This is a genomic window from Bradyrhizobium daqingense (assembly GCF_021044685.1).
Classification (GTDB): Bacteria; Pseudomonadota; Alphaproteobacteria; order Rhizobiales; family Xanthobacteraceae; genus Bradyrhizobium; species Bradyrhizobium daqingense.
Genome location: NZ_CP088014.1, coordinates 6,967,827 through 6,984,164 on the forward strand (window position 1 = coordinate 6,967,827; position 16,338 = coordinate 6,984,164).

A 16,338-nucleotide genomic window follows, 5' to 3' on the forward strand; every position below is an offset into this window, starting at 1 on the left:
CAGGACTCCAGATTTGATGGGCCCTGCCCCGACGCTGAAAGGGCGATGCATTTTGTCGAAATTAAGTCTTTAATCCTTCCAATTAAATATCAACGGCGAGATTATTAAATCATTCCAGTCATCTCTGCTGGGCTTTCCCGATCATTGTCGCTGTCGACACTTGCGGCATCTTTCGATCTTCCACTGCTGACGCGCGTGGAGCTATTCTTGACTGGAAAGGTCGGCTTTGCTGTTTGGTCCAGTGCAGGAGACAGGCCAAGCTGCAGAGCGCGCGGGCGTTGTTTAGCCTTCACCATCACTGGCGTCAGCGCAAATCATGCGCAGTTCGTCCCGCGCACATCGCAAAGGACGGCATTCGAGGCATCACGCGGAGTATAGCTTCTTCGAAGTTGCCGATATGAGCCCTCTGGGAACTACTCTTCCCGCCAGCCTCTATTGGGTACCTTCACGTTCGACGCCGTTTCCGCAGCTCGCCCGTGCCCATCGAGGTGACGGACTCGTGCGCGGCCTCCCTTCGGCTGCGGCTTGGATTCGCCCAGACCGGCATTTACTTTTCTAACGTGCAGTGCGCGCAATCGGGATCACCGTCGGCTCGCGTCATTGTCACTGCCCGCTACGCAGACAGCTGCGGACGGAACAGAACATCCACGCCGTAACTCGATGAGTTATAGGTGTTGGTGGGGAAGAGACTGTTTGATCCATATGCATACACCCCATTGCCCCCGCTCGAGGCCGAGGATGGCGCAGTCAGCGGTCCGTTTGTGATCTCCGAACTAAACAAGTTGGGATCGACGGCGTAGTTTCCTGACGTGTGATACGATGCAACATACGTCGTCCCTGGCGTGAGGGTGACGGCCGTGGGGAAGTTGACTTGCTGCCAGCCGCTCGCCGTCTCATTGGTGAAGGTGGTTGTGGCCAGCAGGGTGCCGGTGCTGCTCCATAGATTGGCGGTATGAGTGCCGGTGTTCGACGGGCCCTTGTAGAAGCGTAGCCCGGTGACATCGCCGGCGCTCGACGCCCGGAATTTGAACCCAAGCTCCACCGAGTTCGGATCATTGACCGATACCACACTCGGCGGATTGCTGAACAGACTTACGATGCTCGCAGATGCCGCGTTGACGGTCAGAGAGGCTGACGCGCTTGCCGTCCCACCTCGACCATCGGAGATTGCATAGGTGAACGATGCCGGTCCTGTGTATCCGGAGTTCGGTGTGAAAGTGACGCTGCTGGTCTGCGCGTTGTAGCTCGCGGTGCCGCCGGCGCCGTTGCTCACGCCCGTGATGGTCAGGGGATCGCCGTCAGGATCGGTGTCGTTGGCCAGCAAGGCCGAAGCTGGGATCGAGATCGCAGTGTTCTGTGTAGCGCTGAACCCGGAGTCATTCGTCGCAACTGGTGTTCGGTTGGCACCGCCGCTCGTGGGACTATACACCACGTCCACCCAGTAATTGGTGGCTCCGAAGGTGCTGGTCGGGAACAGATTGCCGGTGCCGTAGGTATAGATGCCATTGTTGCCGGCGGGCGCTGTGAGCTGTCCATTGACGTGCGAGGTGGTAAAATAGTTGGGCGTGGACGTGTAGTGCCCATTGCTGTGATAGCTTGCCACATAAGTCGTGCCGGCAGCGATCGAAACCGGGTTATTGAAGAGGACGGTCTGCCACCCACTGCTGGTTTCGTTCGTGAATGTCGCGGTCGCCAGCAACGTGCCTGTGCTGCTCCACAATGACCCCGTATGGGTGCCGGTGTCGCCCGTACCCTTGTAGTACTTGATGCCGTTGATGGTGCCGGCCGCGGATGACGTGAAACGCACCCCGAGATTGACCTGGGCCGCGTCAGGATCCGAGAGAATGGCGGGCGTGTCGGAACTTGAAAACAGGCTCACTGTCGGCGTGGTCACCGTCAAACTAGCCGTTGCAGTTGAGGTGCCGCCGCGACCATCCGAGATGGCATAGCTGAAGGATGCGGCGCCGGTGTAGCCGGTGGTCGGCGTGAAGGTGACCCGATTGGTCTGGGCATTGAAGCTGACGGTGCCGTTGACGCCGGCGCTCACGCCCGTGATCGTCAGCGGGTCGCCATTCGGATCCGTGTCGTTCGCAAGCAGGGCAGATGCGGCAATCGTGAGAGCCGTGTCCCGCGTGGTGCTGTAGCCGCTGTCGTTATTGGCTACCGGCGGCTGGTTCGTTGCCGTATTTACCGTCAGGCTGACCGTTGCAGTTGCGGTTCCGCCCTGTCCGTCGGCGATAGCATAGCTGAAGGAAGCCGCACCGGTATAGCCGCTGCTCGGCGTGAAGGTGACCGTATTGGTCTGGCTGTTGAAGCTGGCCGAGCCGTTGACGGCGCCGCTCACGCCCGTGATCGTCAGCGTCCCGCCGTTCGGATCGGTGTCGTTGGCGAGCAGCGCCGCCCCTGCAATCGCAAGTGCCGTGTTCTGGGTGGTGGTGTAGCCGCTGTCGTTGTTGGCAACCGGCGGCTGGTTGCTGCCGCTGGACGGCGTGAACACAACATCGACCCAGTAATTCGAAGCGTTATAGGTGTTGGTCGGGAAGATGCCGGACGTGCTGGTGCCGCCATAGGAGTATACGCCGTTGCCACCGGCCGTCGTGGTCGAATGCGCGGTCAAGGGGCCGTTGGTGACAGCCGTAGTGAAGTAGTTGCCGGTCACCACATAGGCGCCGGTGGTGTGATAGGAAGCAACATAGGTCGTGTTGGCTGCAATCGAAACCGGGGACGGCAGGGTAACGGTCTGCCAGCCGCTGGCCGACGTATTGGTGAAGGTGGCCGTGGCAAGGCGGGTGCCCGTTGACGTCCAGAGATCAAGAACGTCGGCGCCAGTGTCGCTGGCGCTGCGGTAGAATTTGAGAGCCGTAATCTGACCGGCGACCGAGGACGTGAACTTCATCCCGACTTCAAGTTGGGATCCGTCGTTGAGGTTGGTCTGCGCTGGTGTATTTGACGCGTTGAAGAGGCTGAAGGGGCCCGATCCGAGCGGCGCCACCGTGAGGCTGACATTGGCCGTAGCCGTGCCGCCGCGCCCGTCCGAGATCGTGTAGCTGAAGCTGGCCGGGCCGCTATAGCCGGCGTTGGGCGTGAACGTGATGGTGTTGTTCTGCGGGTTGGGCTGAGCATTGAGGGCGACCGTGCCGTTTGTCGCTGCGCTCACGCCGGTTACGGTCAGCAAATCTCCATCGGGGTCGCTGTCGTTAGCGATCAGCGACGCCGCCGTGATCGTCGTGGGTGTATTCTGTGTCACGTTCGCGGTATCGTTCGCAGCCACCGGCCCCGTATTGGTGGTGGAAGGGTTGAACATGACGTCAACCCAGAAATTGGTCGATTGGAACGTGCTGGTCGGGAACGCCGTATTATTGCTGTAGGTATAGACGCCATTCCCATTGGCGAGGGCGGTCAGCGGACCGCTCGTCACATTGCTCGTGAAGTAGTTCACGCTGGAGGAGTAGTGGCCCACATTTGTGTGATAGGACGCGACGTAGGTGGCGCCTACCGTTAGCGGAACCGGGTTGGAGAAGGTCACACTCTGCCAACCGCCCACCGTCTCATTTGTAAAGGTGGCGGTTGCCAGCAAGGTGCCGGTGCTGGTCCAGAGTTCACCGGTGTGGATGCCTGTATCCTGGCTGCTCTTGTAGAAGCGGATCCCGCTGACGGTGCCGGCGGTCGACGTTTGGAACCTCACACCGAGCTCAACGGCGCTTGCATCGGTGGTGTTGACCGTGGCGGGAGTTGCCGAGCCCGGAAAGAGCGAGACGTAGGACGGCGCGGTAACAGTCACCGTGCGACCTGCCGAAGGCGTTTCCAGATTGATGCTGTCGTCCACCGCGCGCGACTTGATGGTGTAGGTCCCGGCAACCTGCGGCGACCAGGTATAAGTCCAGGTCTCGTCACCGATCGCGTTTTGCCAACTCAGTCCGCCATCGGTCGAAACTTCCACGCCGGCGATCACGCCGCCGCCGACATCCGCTGCCGTGCCGGAAATCGTGACCGAAGTCCCGACACTGAAACTTGCCAATGCGTTGATGGCGGACGTTGGAGCCGTCGAGTCCGTCGAGGCGGTACCCGCAATCATCCCCGGCTGTAGCGTTCCGGGTTGAATCCCCATCTCGGCGAGCAGGTTGATCATCGCCTGTTGCACGCGCGGATCGGTTGGCGTCGGCGCCAGATCGTGATTGTCGCTGAGGCCCCACGACCAATAGACCGTTCCGGCGCCGAAGACCAATGCGCCGCTCGGAGCGCGGTAGAGCGTCAGATTATGGGTCGAGACGCCAGGTCCGGTCGTGTTGCCGTAGTCAAGCAGGTAGGTATTGACCGGAACGGTTGTCGAGGACAGCCGGACCAGGCCGGCTGGATCGAATCCGTTGTCGGGTGCCTCGTCCCACTCATAGCCGAGATAATTCTTGGTCAGCGTGGCTGTTTGACCGGGCTGAAGATTGGCGACGCTGGTGTTGCGCCAGAATCGCAGGTTGGCGTCATCATAGGGAATTGTGATCGACTGGAGACCGCTGCCTTGGCCAACATCATCGACCTGGAACATCTGCCCGATCAGGGCATTTTCCGGGATTCCACCGCCGACCGCCGGCGGGCTGAGGCGTGGATCACGGAACGTCCCGGTCCATTGATCGCTCGGATCGATCGAGGCTCCTGGCGACCAGGTCTCCTTGTAGGAGATCAAGGTGCGGTAGGCCGCGGCGTCGCTGCTTATGCTGTTGCCCCAGCGCGTACGCCAATACATCTCGTTGCCGCTCCAGAACGCGAGATTGACGCCGGCATCGCGGGCCGCCTGGACGTTGGCGCGTTGCTGTCCTGACCAATATTCGTCGTGACCAACGTCGAGGTAGAGCTGGTGGTTGAGGAGGAGACTGCCGTAACGGTCTGCATCGACTCCCGACATGTAGGAGACGTCGTAACCATTCTGCTCCAGCCAATAGATCGCTGAATATTCGGCGCCGAACAAATAGTCCTGCGGACCGGCGAAGGTACCGACGTTGCCGCGGGTCGCGATCGGCCGGTTGTAACTCACCGCATAGGCGCGTCCCGCGCCTTGACTGGTCGCGGGACCGTTGCCGCCATAGAAATTGGCGCCGCCCCAGCCGTTATAGGCCTGCCAGGTCGTGTCCGAGGTCTGGAAGACCACATCGCTGGTGCTGCTGTCGTCTCGAACGATGAAGGGGATGTGATTGGCGCCGGCAGTTCCATCCTGGCGCACAAGCTTTGCGATATAAACGCCGGACACGGCATCGGCCGGAATATCCCAGGAGGCTGAGACCGACCAATTGCCCGCATCGACCAGGCCGGTCGCCGCGTCGCGCAGCGGTGTGGGCTGATTTTGCACGCCCGTGTGCTGGATGGTGTGGACCTTTCGCGCGCCCATTCCGCCGTAGTAGCCGAGGCGGTAGATATCGATCCGGTAGTCTGACGAATTCGTATTGATCTTGAAGTCGACCCGGTTGCCCCGATTGACGCTGATGTCGGTGGCGAAACCCTCGATGTTCGAACTGCCCGCGCCAACGATATCCCATTCGCTTTGCGGGTTTCCCGGCTTCTGGTTCTCGAGAACGATTGGATTTGTAGAAGTCGCTGCAGCGGCAAGGCTGGTCGATTCCGTCGTGGCGGCCTGCCGGCCGGCCGGGGGCGCAATTGCGGTCGTCACCGAGCCGGACAGAATTCCGATTTGACCCGGCGGTGTCGCGTTTCCGATCTCTCCTCCGCCTGGCAGGACGTTCCAGTTGGCAAGCGGCGCAACGTGCTGCAATGACATGGCGGCACTGGTGGAAGCTCCCATGATTCCAGCCTGGCCGGACAGCACGAAATCCGCTCCGCCAGACACTCGAGTACCCTGCAACTGCCCGCTGTGGGCTGCACTTTGATCGAGCAATCGTGTGGGGGCAATGAAGTAGCCGCAACCACAAACCTGCGCGGCCGCTGGAATTGTCGACGATCCGACGATACTCGGGGCCAAGGTTGCCGAGGGGATCCGGCCCAGGATGACGACGGGGTTTGAGGTCGTTTGGTCGGATGCCGCAGAGGTTGGCGTTCGCAATCCTGCGGTCGCGCCTGCGAATTCGGCATTCGAAGCCATGCTGGATGAAGATAGCGCAGCGGTATCTGAGGCGCGCAGGCCCGTTTCCAGCGGATTTCGCGCGGGGTGCGGTGACAGCCTCTCGTCCTCGGCCTCTGGATCAGACGCCCAGATAGTTCTCCGGTGCGGAGTCCGTGGCCAAGTCCGCAATCCGAGAGCTAACTGGCTCAAGCCAGGCTTTTCGTACAAGGACCTCATGACATCCTCGCGAGAGATTGGGGAAATATGAACGACGGATTCTGACGCCGGTCACCCAGCCGACTGCGTGGATGTCGAAGCGACATCTCCAATGTTCGCGAACGAGCCAATTTTAAACTGACAGGCGGGGCTCTGAAGCCGGAAGCGAGCGCGAAGCCGCACTGCTCGATCTGCCTTTCGGCTGCGGTTGCACCGTTGCTCGTAGTGGCTGCTATGACCATGGTTGCCAAACAATTCAATCGGGCCGCATTAAAGCGGATATATTAACTTATTAAATATTTAATATCAAGATTTCTTCGTATCACATGATCGCCATCCGGGAGCATTGATGTAGTTGGAATGCAAAGCGCCTGCGCGCCACTTAGCTTGCGTGATCAGGATACTGCCAAGGCGGAAAGGGATCGCTGAGATTGTGCCAGCTCCGGGGATCGAACCCATTCTCGGAATCGGCAAGGCAGGCATCCAGCGAGGCTCGAATGGACGCTTCGTCCATGCCTGAACCGATGAATACAAGCTCCTGGCGGCGATCGCCCCAGGAGTTGTCCCATTGGTGATTGAGATGTTGTTGAACCTCGGGATGGCTCGGCCACGACGACTTCGGGACCGTCGCCCACCAATGTCCCATGGGCTCGCATCGACGCTGCATCCCTGCGACGGAGAGAACACCCACCCAATCCGGACGGGTCGCAAGCCAGAAATGTCCTTTGGCGCGTATCACGCCTGGCCAGGGTTTATTGAGAAAGGACAACAGGCTGAGAGGATCGAACGGGCGTCTTTCCAAGTAGACGAAACTCGATATGCCGTACTCCTCGGTTTCCGGAACATGGGAAGCGGGATTGTATAGCTCCTTGTTCCAGAGAGGATGAGCCGCAGCCTTCGCTTCATCGAAGAGGCCGGTGTTCAGAATTGTGCAGAGGGGAACGTCGCCGAAGTCGGTCTCGATTTGGCGCGCCCGTGGATTGAGCGCGGCAACGACCTTGCGAATCTCCGCACGCGTCGCCTCCGTGACTTCTGACACCTTGTTGATCACAACCACGTCAGCAAATTCGATCTGTTCAACAAGGAGATCAACGAGCGTACGTCCATCGGAGGGATCGCGTAACTCGCCGTGGTCGCGCAGCAGATCGCGGCTGTTAAACATGGCGAGCAGGTTCAAGGCGTCCACGACGGTAACCATTGTGTCAAGGTTCGCCAGATCAGAGAGCGAGGCACCGGCTTCGTCGCGAAAGGAGAACGTTGCGGCAACAGGAAGGGGTTCAGAAATCCCGGTACCTTCGATCAGAAGGTAGTCAAAGCGCCGCTCTTCGGCCAATCGCTTGACTTCCAGCAGGAGATCGCCGCGCAGCGTGCAGCATATGCAACCATTACTAAGTTGCACGAGGGCTTCGGTTGTATGCGACAGATTCGCGCCACCGTTACGAACCAGATTTGCGTCTATGTTCAACTGACTCATGTCGTTGACGATGACCGCAACTCGGAGGCCCTCGCGATTCCTCAGCACATGGTTGAGCAATGTCGTCTTCCCCGACCCCAGAAATCCACTGAGCACGGTGACTGGTAGCCGATTGGCGGCGCGTACTGCCTCTTTCATAAGCCTCCCGGCTGGCTGATAACTTGCGGACCGAACGACGTTGATGAAGGCAGGCACTGGTGCAGAGGCTCACATCGCAACCATTTAGACGTCCCGTACGCCCGCCCCTGCCTGCCCCTCTCTCATGAATGTGCAGCTGCATTGCGCCTCATGTGCATGCGACGACACCCCACTCAAGAGGGCGTGATCCAGCCGCACGGGACGAAAACACACCGCGTCAACTATCGTCACTCACGGTCCTCTGCCCCACATCAGCGAGGCGTAGAGGTGAACCGCGAACAAAAAAATAGCCGCGTACCCCACAAAGAACAGCATTTGAGGCATCGCGCGGAGAATAGCTTCTTTGATATTGCCCATAAGAGCCTCCAGGGACTACCCGTTCCCTGCGATGAGCTTGGAGTTCATGCACTCTTGCCTTCGAAACCGCTTTGCAGATCGCTATGCTCCTTCAGGAGTTCGCGAAGACGTTCTGCATTGCCAAGTTGTGTTTCCTGCCACTCAATTCGATCCTCCGCAGTCCACAAATAGGACTCGCGATCGAACCGAGCCTTCTCCTCTCTCTCGATTTTTACGTATGCTTCGATTTCACGCTCAACGCTGTTCAATCGCTCTTGTAGATCACCTCGTCGGCTCAGCGAGCACGACTCGTTATTATCGGACGTCCGTTTAAATCTGATCGCCGAATGAAGAGTTTGGGTGCATTCACTCTCGCGCCTTGTGAATGGTAAGGTGGGGGCCTGTTCGAAATACAGCCTGTTGCGTGTGGCAACGTATTTGCCCCTCAATGAGTGCACCGTCATGAAACGCACCTTCTCAACGAAGCGAAATAATCCAAAGTTTAGGCCATTCGAAAATATGGAATATATATCTTAAGCTATAGCCGCCGCTCGTTGCCGGCGCCTCGGGCGCAGCACCGCAGCACGCTGGTGACCGGCTTATGCGCTGCCTCACCTCGAATAGGCAGGCGCCTCCGAGGTGGATTCGCCTGGACCCAGATTGCCAGCCTGTCAGCCAACCACTGTTCACGGCGAAGCCCACCAGCCCTCCGGAAAGGTCTCTAGCGGCTCCTGAGTTGCATTCTCCCCCGCCGGCGCATCAAGGGGCGGTTCAGATCGTAGGTCGAAACCTTGGCATTTGCGGAAGACAAGCCCAGCTGATGGCCGCCAGGTGACTGCTCTCGCTTGCAGAACGTGCACAGCATGAAGTCGGTCTTTGCTCATGTTGCCCTATGGGTGATCGTTACTCTGTTGAGCAAAACATGGTCTTTCCTGGCACGCGACGGGGTATGCCACCAGTTGCCTTGAACCACTTCAACGGCAACCCGAGGAGATAGCCTCGCCTCTTCAACTCATCTTCGGTTCTATTCAAAGCCTGGGCGATAGAGCTCGACGATGCTCGGGAATTCACCAGTTTTCGAAAAAGCTCATCTTCCCGGCTCGTCCAGCGATTAGCGGTCGTATTCATCTCGGGTCCTCATCACCTCCCCCATTCGGGATGGCGCTCCCCGGCACCGACGCGATTATAATCGCACTTCAGGCGATTTAAAATATTTAATTTTAGATATAATTAATTAATTGGAGACAAACACCGCCCGGCTGTTCGCCCCTTTTCCGATTTGCTCGCCCGAATATCCTGTCCTACGACGAGCCTGTAATCGGGCTCCCCCATTGGAACCTACGCGCTCGATGCATGAAGGACAGAAACAGGGAGAGTAGCACGCGCGCGACAGACTTTAGGACCGCCAGCCGCAGACTGGTCTGGCACCACGCTCAAAAGAACGAGGGTGCGCCGTCTAAACTCTGATATGCCAGAGTATTTTATGGTGGGCGCACCAGGGCTCGAACCTGGGACCCGCTGATTAAGAGATAGCTCCGGGTTATAAAAAACCAATGACTTACCCGTCGCACCGCTGGACCACTCCGGCCGTGAATGGGCATTCGTTGTACAATCATCGTACTTCGCGCTGCTATCGTCCGAGCGCGGAATTTAACCCAGAGTCGAACTTTTGCATCCAAGTTCGTGACGCGAATTGCTCTTGCTGCCCGAATAGGGGGCAACAGCCCCTTGGCCGGACTTGCCCAAAGCTTTCAGGATGATCGCGTCAGCTCTTCCCCCCGCTATCTATCCCGTGACCGCTCTAATGTACATGGGGGCGCTTCAGACGACACTGACGAGTGGCAAAGGAACGACTTTCGCTTCGCGCATTGTCCTCGCGGTCAACGAACGGTGGTTTCCCAGAACAGCGCTGGCGAAAATCGATAATCGCTTCCTTAAATCTGACTTTGCGTGACGGCGCCCTACGTAGGAGCAGCACCAGACGGTGCGACATCGAGGCGAACAGCGACGCCCTTCAGCTCCGGTCCCGCGGCAGGATAAAGCTTCATGACTAGTGGATCATGACCTGGGACAATGTGGTCCGCATCCGGAGCCGCAGCGCGCAGCTTGTCAAACCCCACCAGCATGTCGCCGACGTGAAACGCCGTCGTAAAGGGACGCTCGCTGATCATGTTCTCGTAGAAATGACTGACGTCGGAAGCGAGCACAACCGGACCGCGGCGCGTGTTGACCCGGACGAATTGAAGCCCGGCGGAATGTCCGCCTGCCGCATGGACCGTCAGCCCGGGAGCGATCTCGGCATCGCCATCGTAGAACAGCACCCGGCGCGCATAGTTCAGCCGCACGATGCCGCAGACGTCCTCCACCTCGAAGGAATGCGACAGACGCGGATATTGCATGTAGGGCCCGGTGGCATAGGCAAGCTCGCGCTCCTGGAGATGAAACCGCGCGTTCGGAAATCGGTCGAAATTGCCGGCATGGTCGTAGTGCAGATGCGTGAGTATCACATCCCCGACGTCGGCAGGGTCGATGTCGAACGCGGCCAGCGTCTCCACCGGGCAGCGCAGGAATGTCCGCCTGCGCTGCTCCGCAATTTCGGCGTTGAAGCCGGTATCGATGACGAAGGCGCGCCCACCTCCCCGCGCCAGCCACATGAAATAGTCCATCGGCATCGGCCCGTCATGCGGATCGCCGCCGATGAAGTGCTCGCTCCGCTGCGCGTCCCGCGTTGCGTAGCGGATGGCGAAGAGTTCGTATTCCGGGTCAGCCATGGCACCCTCGTTCAGGAGCCGGCAGCGTCGACCTCGTTAAAGGCCTCACGCGCATTGCGGAAGGCATCGATGCCGGCGGGCACGCCGCAATAGACGGCGACCTGGAGCAGGATCTCCTTGATTTCCTCCTTGGTCAGGCCATTTTTCAGCGCGCCCTTGACGTGAAGCTTCAGCTCGTGCGGCCGGTTCAGCGCGCCGAGCATCGCCAGATTGACGATCGAGCGCGTGCGCCGGTCGACGCCGGGCCGGGTCCACAGCGCGCCCCAGCAGAACTCCGTGGACCACTCCGCCATCGTGCGCGTGAACTCGTCCGCACCGGCGATCGACTTGTTGACGTAGTCCTCACCGAGGACCTCTTTGCGCACCTTGAGGCCTTTTTCGAACAGTTCGGTCTTGCTCATGATCGTCCCTTTCAGGTCTTGAGAGATTCGAGTTGGGGATTGTCCAGCGCTATCGCGGCGGTCGCAGCGATTCCAGGAGCTCGGCGATGTCATCCACCGTGTCGAGCCGCCGGACCGCGTCGATGACGCGGTCCGCGCTCCAGTCGCTTTGTCCGGTCCGCACGCCCTCGCGCAGCTTGGCTTCCAGATCGCGGTCTGCGAGCGGAGCGGCCCGGCTGCCGCGCGGCGAGATGACAGTCTCGATGATGACTTCACCGGACGATAGACGCACGGCGACCCGCGCGGCGCCATCGGGCATCTGGTCATCGCGCTCCGCCCTCACCTTCTGCCGCAGCTGCGCGATCTCGGGCCGGACCACCGTCTCGCGGGCGAATTCAGCGACCCCGGCCTTGCCGACCAGCAAACCACATGCCACACAATGATGGATACTGACGCGCGCATCGCGCGCGTTGTTGACCGGGCGATCGCCGCGGGCAAGCAGCAGCGCCGAGCCCTCCACGGTCACGGCGTCAATCTGGTCGAGCCGCCGGCCGATCTGCTCCCGCAATCTCAGACAGGCATCGATGACCGAATGGAAGACGATGCCGGCAGGATAAGGCTTGTAGGTATTCTTGGCGATCTCCCAGGTCTTGCCGAGGCCATCCAGCAGGCGAGCAACATCCAGCTCATCACCCATGGTACGGGCCCAGCCGAGCGGACCTTCAATGGCGCGCGGGGCCGCCTCATAGCCCTGCTGCGCCAGCAATGCAGCGAACAATCCGTTGCGCGCTGCGTTGCCCACGCTGACATTCTTGGCGGCGCTCGGCAGGTTCTCGACATTGCCCGCAGACTGGCTTGCGGCAAGGCCGATGGCGTTGGCAATCCCCTCCGCGGGCAGGCCAAGTAGTCTTGCACAAGCCGCCGCGGCGCCAAAAATGCCGCAGGTCGAGGTGATGTGCCAGCCGCGCGCATAGTGGCGCGGCGAGACGGCATTGCCGATCCGGCACTCGATGTCCACTCCGAGGATGAACGCTGTCAGCACCTCGCGGCCCGACAGCCTGCGCGTCTCCGCAAGCGCCAGCACGGGCGCTGCGACCGGTGCCGCCGGATGGATGATCGTCTCGGGATGCGTATCGTCGAAATCGAGCAGATTGGCCGAGACGGCGTTGAGGAACGATGCGCACATCGCGTCCATCTGCTGTGAATGACCGATGACCGTTGTAGTCGCCGCACCGCTGAACGGCGACAAGGTTCGCATCGCAGCCATCACCACCGGATCGCGCGCGGAGCCGAGCGCCGTTGCGAAGAAATTCAGGATGGAGCGCCGCGCCTCGAGGCTCTGCGCTTCCACATCCGCCCATGACGCGGCCGCGACGACATCGGCTAGGGTCTTGCTCACGCTTGGAATTTGGACTTGCGGCACGCGGGGCGCTTCCTCGTTTTCTCGGACCTTATGCCGAACCGCGGCAAACTGTCGACTCCAAATGTTATGCTTGACAGCTTGTCTGACAATCATAACAATCCAGTCGCTGACGCGGGATCCCCGCTGCCGCAACGACGGCGGTCGTCCAGGCCGGCCGGCAGACAACGACAAGATAAAGATGGCGCGCCCGATTTGGGGCCGCGCGACAGGGAGTGAACGATGGCGGGAGAAACGCTCGGCGTGATCGGAACGGGCCGCATGGGCGGCCCCATGGCGGGGCGATTGATGGACGCGGGCTATTCGCTCGTCGTCTACGACACGCAGAGCGACGCAACGCAGCCGCTGGTCAAGCGCGGCGCTCTCCTCGGCCAGTCGCCGGCGGACGTCGCCTCCCGCGCCGACATCGTGCTCGCAAGCCTGCCGACGCCCGATATCGTCAAGGCGGTGACGCTCGGCCAGGACGGCATCAGCAGCGGCAACCGCGCGAAGATCGTGGTCGACCTCTCGACCTCGGGTCCTGGCGCGGCGAAGTTCGTCGCGGAAGGCCTCAAAGCCAAAGGCATGACGCTGGTCGATGCGCCCGTCAGCGGCGGCATCAAGGGCGCAGTCAACGGCACCCTTGCCGTGATGGTGTCGTGCCCGCAGCCGACCTACGAGACCGTGCAGCCGATCCTGAAGAACTTCGGCAAGCTGTTCTATACCGGCGACAAGCCCGGTGTGGCGCAGACGGCCAAGCTCGCCAACAATCTGATGGCGGCGGCGGCGCTGGTGATCACGTCGGAAGCCGTCGCCATGGGCGTCAAGGGCGGCGTCAACGCCAAGGTGCTGATCGACATCATCAATTCCAGCAGCGGCCGCAACAGCGCCTCCGAAGACAAATTCCCCCGCTCGGTGCTGCCCGGCACCTTCGATTTCGGCTTCACCACCGGCCTTTCCTACAAGGACGTCCGTCTCTGCGTTGACGAGGCTGAGGCCATGGGCGTGCCGATGGTCTGCGGCGCGGTGGTGCGGCAGATGCTGGCGATCACCAACGCCAAATACGGCGCATCATCCGATTTCACCTCGATCGCCAAGGTGCTCGAGGAGTGGGCCGGGGTCGAGATGCGCGGCTGAGCGCACGAGCATTTGGGAGAGCGAGTTGCAATGACGAACGGCCCGACCGGATCCGGCAAGGTATCGCTCACGCGCCTGATGGCGCGTAGCGCACTTGCTGTTGACCTCGGTGATTTCGAGCCCGAAGTCGTTGCTAAGGCCAAGCTCTGTCTGCTGGACTTCCTCTCCTGCGCCTTCGAGGCCTCCCAGCATCCCTGGAGCCGCCAGGCGGTTCAAATCGCTCACGACGGCGGCTGCGCAACCATCATCGGGACCTCGCAACTCTCCTCGCCGGTCGACGCGGCGTTCGCCAACGCCGTGATGGGCCACGGTCTCGTGCGCGAAGACATGCATGCGGCCAGCATCGCGCACCACGGCGTGGTGATCTGGCCGACGCTGCTCGCGCTGTCGGAACAGTCGCAGCTGTCCGGCGCGACGCTGCTCGCGGCCGCCATCATCGGCTATGAGACCGGCGCGCGGATCGGCCGCGCGTTGCTGACCTCCGATCTCGCTCGCCTCTATCGTCCGACCGGCCTCGTGGCCCCTCTGGGCGCAGCGCTCGCCGGAAGCTTTGCGCTCGGCCTGTCCGAAGACGCAGCGACCAGCGCCGTCGCGATCGCTGCCAACACGTCCAGCGGGCTGAACGAGTGGCCGCACGCCGGCGGCTCCGAAATGTATTTCCATCCGGGCTTTGCCGCCAGCAACGCGATCAAGGCAGTCGGCCTCGCCGCAGCAGGCGCCTTCGGCTCCGAAACCATCCTCGAAGGCGAGGCGGGCCTGTTCGCCGCCTATCGCCGCCAAGCCGCACCCGACAGCATCGCGATCTTCCCTGGCGGAGAGTGCGAGATCATGGCGGTCTACAACAAGCCGGTCCCGGCCTGCAATTTCGCGCAGACCGCCGCCCAGGCCGCGCTCCGCGTCTCGCATGAGCTCGCCGGCACCGATGAGATCGAGCGCGTCGTCATTCGCGCACCCGATGCTGCGGTTCGCTATCCCGGCTGCGATTCCATGGGGCCCTACCGCAATGCGCTCCAGGCCAAGATGAGCATTCCCTTCAGCGTCGCGGCGACGCTGACGCGCGGCGAGATCGAGGAAGAGAACTACGCCGAACTCGATGATGCCGACATCATCCGCCTGGTCTCGGTCACGGACCTCGAGCCGGATGCCGGCTTCAGCGCCGCCTTCCCCGGCAAGCAGGGCGCTGATGTGTCCGTGCATCTGCGGAGCGGTCGGACCATCCGGCACGCGCTACCTGACGTCATCGCCGCAACGCCATCAGATATTCGCACGCGCTTCCGCGCTGCCGCTCATGGAGTCCTCGGCGAGGACCGCACGCACCGGCTCGAGCAACTCATCGAGACCTGCGAGCAGCTCGGCAATTCCGGCGACATCGCAGCGCAATGCCGCCTGGACACGGCGGAACGGGTTTTACGATCGGCATCATAAGAAGTGCCGGAGAGTACGGGGGAAACATGGTCGATTTCGAGACCCGCTTAGGTTCGTCAGCCGCGCGGAGGCGAAGCTGATGGAAGGATTTCTGCAAGCGCTCGCCGCGGGCCTTCTGATCGGCGCCGTTTACGGCCTGATGTGCGTCGGGCTTGGCCTGATCTTCGGCGTCATGCGCGTCATCAACTTCGCCCATGGCGATTTCATGATGCTGGGCATGTACACCGCCTTCTATCTGTTCACCGCCGCCGGCGTTCAATCGTTCTTTGGCAATGCCGTCGGTCCGTTCGTCGCTATCCTGCTAGCCGGCCCCGTGCTCGCTGTATTCGGCTACTTCGTCCACCGGGCATTGATCTCGCACGTTTCAGGGACGCGCACCGCCTCGCTGGAAGGCGAAGGCCACTACGCGCAGCTCATCCTCACGCTTGGCATCGCGCTGATCCTGCAAAACGGCGGCCTCCTCGTGTTCGGCTCGGTGCTCGCCTCGATCCGCACACCGCTGTCGAGTTCGGCCTGGGAGCTCGGTCCCTTCTTCGACATGAGCATCTTCCTCAACAAGGCGCGCAGCATCGACATGATCGTTTCGCTGGTCATGATGATCCTGCTTTCGCTGCTGATCACGCGCACGCGGATCGGAAAGTCGCTCCGGGCGGCCGCCGACAATCCGACCGCGGCAACCTATATGGGTATCGACGTCGACCGCGCGCACCGCACCGCCTTCGCGCTCGGCTGCGGCATCACGGCAATCGCGGGTGGTCTCCTCGCCACAAACTATCCGTTCCACCCGTTCGTCGGCCTCGAATACGTCATCGTCATGTATGCGGGCGTCGTGCTTGGCGGCATGGGCAGCATCATCGGCGCGTTCTGGGGCGGCATGACGATCGGCCTCGTGCAGCAGATGTCGACGCTGATCCTGCCGACGCAGCTGCAGAACGCCGCGATCTTCGCCGTCTTCCTCCTCATCATCTTCTTCCGTCCGCAGGGCTTCTTCGGACGGATGGTGGAGAGGACGTGAC

General features: G+C 61.1%; 10 protein-coding genes. 3 read left to right on the forward strand and 7 right to left on the reverse strand.

All coding sequences use genetic code 11. The features are described from left to right. Nucleotides 1-613 precede the first annotated feature (613 nt). The 7 genes from LPJ38_RS33355 to LPJ38_RS33380 form a co-directional block, all read right to left on the reverse strand. Nucleotides 614-5,833, reverse strand: a complete 5,220-nt coding sequence (locus LPJ38_RS33355; protein ID WP_430640297.1) for a DUF4082 domain-containing protein — start codon at nucleotides 5,831-5,833, stop codon at nucleotides 614-616. Between the two features lie 811 nt (nucleotides 5,834-6,644). Beyond that, complete coding sequence (locus LPJ38_RS33360) at nucleotides 6,645-7,874, reverse strand: GTP-binding protein (RefSeq protein WP_145638793.1); 1,230 nt, start codon at nucleotides 7,872-7,874, stop codon at nucleotides 6,645-6,647. 231 nt (nucleotides 7,875-8,105) lie between these two features. Further along, nucleotides 8,106-8,231, reverse strand: a complete 126-nt coding sequence (locus LPJ38_RS38030) for a hypothetical protein (RefSeq protein WP_283811483.1) — start codon at nucleotides 8,229-8,231, stop codon at nucleotides 8,106-8,108. Nucleotides 8,232-8,275: 44 nt separating this feature from the next. Continuing rightward, entirely contained in the window at nucleotides 8,276-8,479 is a 204-nt protein-coding gene (locus tag LPJ38_RS33365; RefSeq protein ID WP_231088480.1) for a hypothetical protein, read from the reverse strand. Between the two features lie 1,692 nt (nucleotides 8,480-10,171). Continuing rightward, nucleotides 10,172-10,981: an N-acyl homoserine lactonase family protein gene (locus LPJ38_RS33370; protein ID WP_145638795.1), complete on the reverse strand. Its 810-nt coding sequence runs from the start codon at nucleotides 10,979-10,981 to the stop codon at nucleotides 10,172-10,174. 11 nt (nucleotides 10,982-10,992) lie between these two features. Next, nucleotides 10,993-11,382, reverse strand: a complete 390-nt coding sequence (locus LPJ38_RS33375) for a carboxymuconolactone decarboxylase family protein (RefSeq protein WP_008557256.1) — start codon at nucleotides 11,380-11,382, stop codon at nucleotides 10,993-10,995. A gap of 49 nt (nucleotides 11,383-11,431) precedes the next feature. Further along, nucleotides 11,432-12,760 (reverse strand): MmgE/PrpD family protein, encoded by a 1,329-nt coding sequence (locus LPJ38_RS33380; RefSeq protein ID WP_231088481.1) that lies wholly within the window; start codon nucleotides 12,758-12,760, stop codon nucleotides 11,432-11,434. Between the two features lie 243 nt (nucleotides 12,761-13,003). Between LPJ38_RS33380 and LPJ38_RS33385 the strand changes: the two genes are divergently transcribed. From LPJ38_RS33385 to LPJ38_RS33395, 3 genes are all read left to right on the forward strand, one after another. Then, nucleotides 13,004-13,897: an NAD(P)-dependent oxidoreductase gene (locus LPJ38_RS33385; protein WP_145638799.1), complete on the forward strand. Its 894-nt coding sequence runs from the start codon at nucleotides 13,004-13,006 to the stop codon at nucleotides 13,895-13,897. A 30-nt stretch (nucleotides 13,898-13,927) separates the two neighbouring features. After that, complete coding sequence (locus LPJ38_RS33390; RefSeq protein ID WP_145638800.1) at nucleotides 13,928-15,322, forward strand: MmgE/PrpD family protein; 1,395 nt, start codon at nucleotides 13,928-13,930, stop codon at nucleotides 15,320-15,322. A gap of 79 nt (nucleotides 15,323-15,401) precedes the next feature. Next, nucleotides 15,402-16,337 (forward strand): branched-chain amino acid ABC transporter permease, encoded by a 936-nt coding sequence (locus tag LPJ38_RS33395; protein ID WP_145638803.1) that lies wholly within the window; start codon nucleotides 15,402-15,404, stop codon nucleotides 16,335-16,337. The last annotated feature ends 1 nt before the right edge of the window (nucleotide 16,338 follow it).

Excerpts from the sequence above, each read along its gene's own strand:
- LPJ38_RS33385 (WP_145638799.1), top strand. The coding sequence starts at position 13,004 with ATGGCGGGAGAAACGCTCGGCGTGATCGGAACGGGCCGCATGGGCGGC.
- LPJ38_RS33360 (WP_145638793.1), bottom strand. The coding sequence starts at position 7,874 with ATGAAAGAGGCAGTACGCGCCGCCAATCGGCTACCAGTCACCGTGCTC.
- LPJ38_RS33375 (WP_008557256.1), bottom strand. The coding sequence starts at position 11,382 with ATGAGCAAGACCGAACTGTTCGAAAAAGGCCTCAAGGTGCGCAAAGAG.
- LPJ38_RS33370 (WP_145638795.1), bottom strand. The coding sequence starts at position 10,981 with ATGGCTGACCCGGAATACGAACTCTTCGCCATCCGCTACGCAACGCGG.
- LPJ38_RS33395 (WP_145638803.1), top strand. The coding sequence starts at position 15,402 with ATGGAAGGATTTCTGCAAGCGCTCGCCGCGGGCCTTCTGATCGGCGCC.
- LPJ38_RS33390 (WP_145638800.1), top strand. The coding sequence starts at position 13,928 with ATGACGAACGGCCCGACCGGATCCGGCAAGGTATCGCTCACGCGCCTG.
- LPJ38_RS38030 (WP_283811483.1), bottom strand. The coding sequence starts at position 8,231 with ATGGGCAATATCAAAGAAGCTATTCTCCGCGCGATGCCTCAAATGCTG.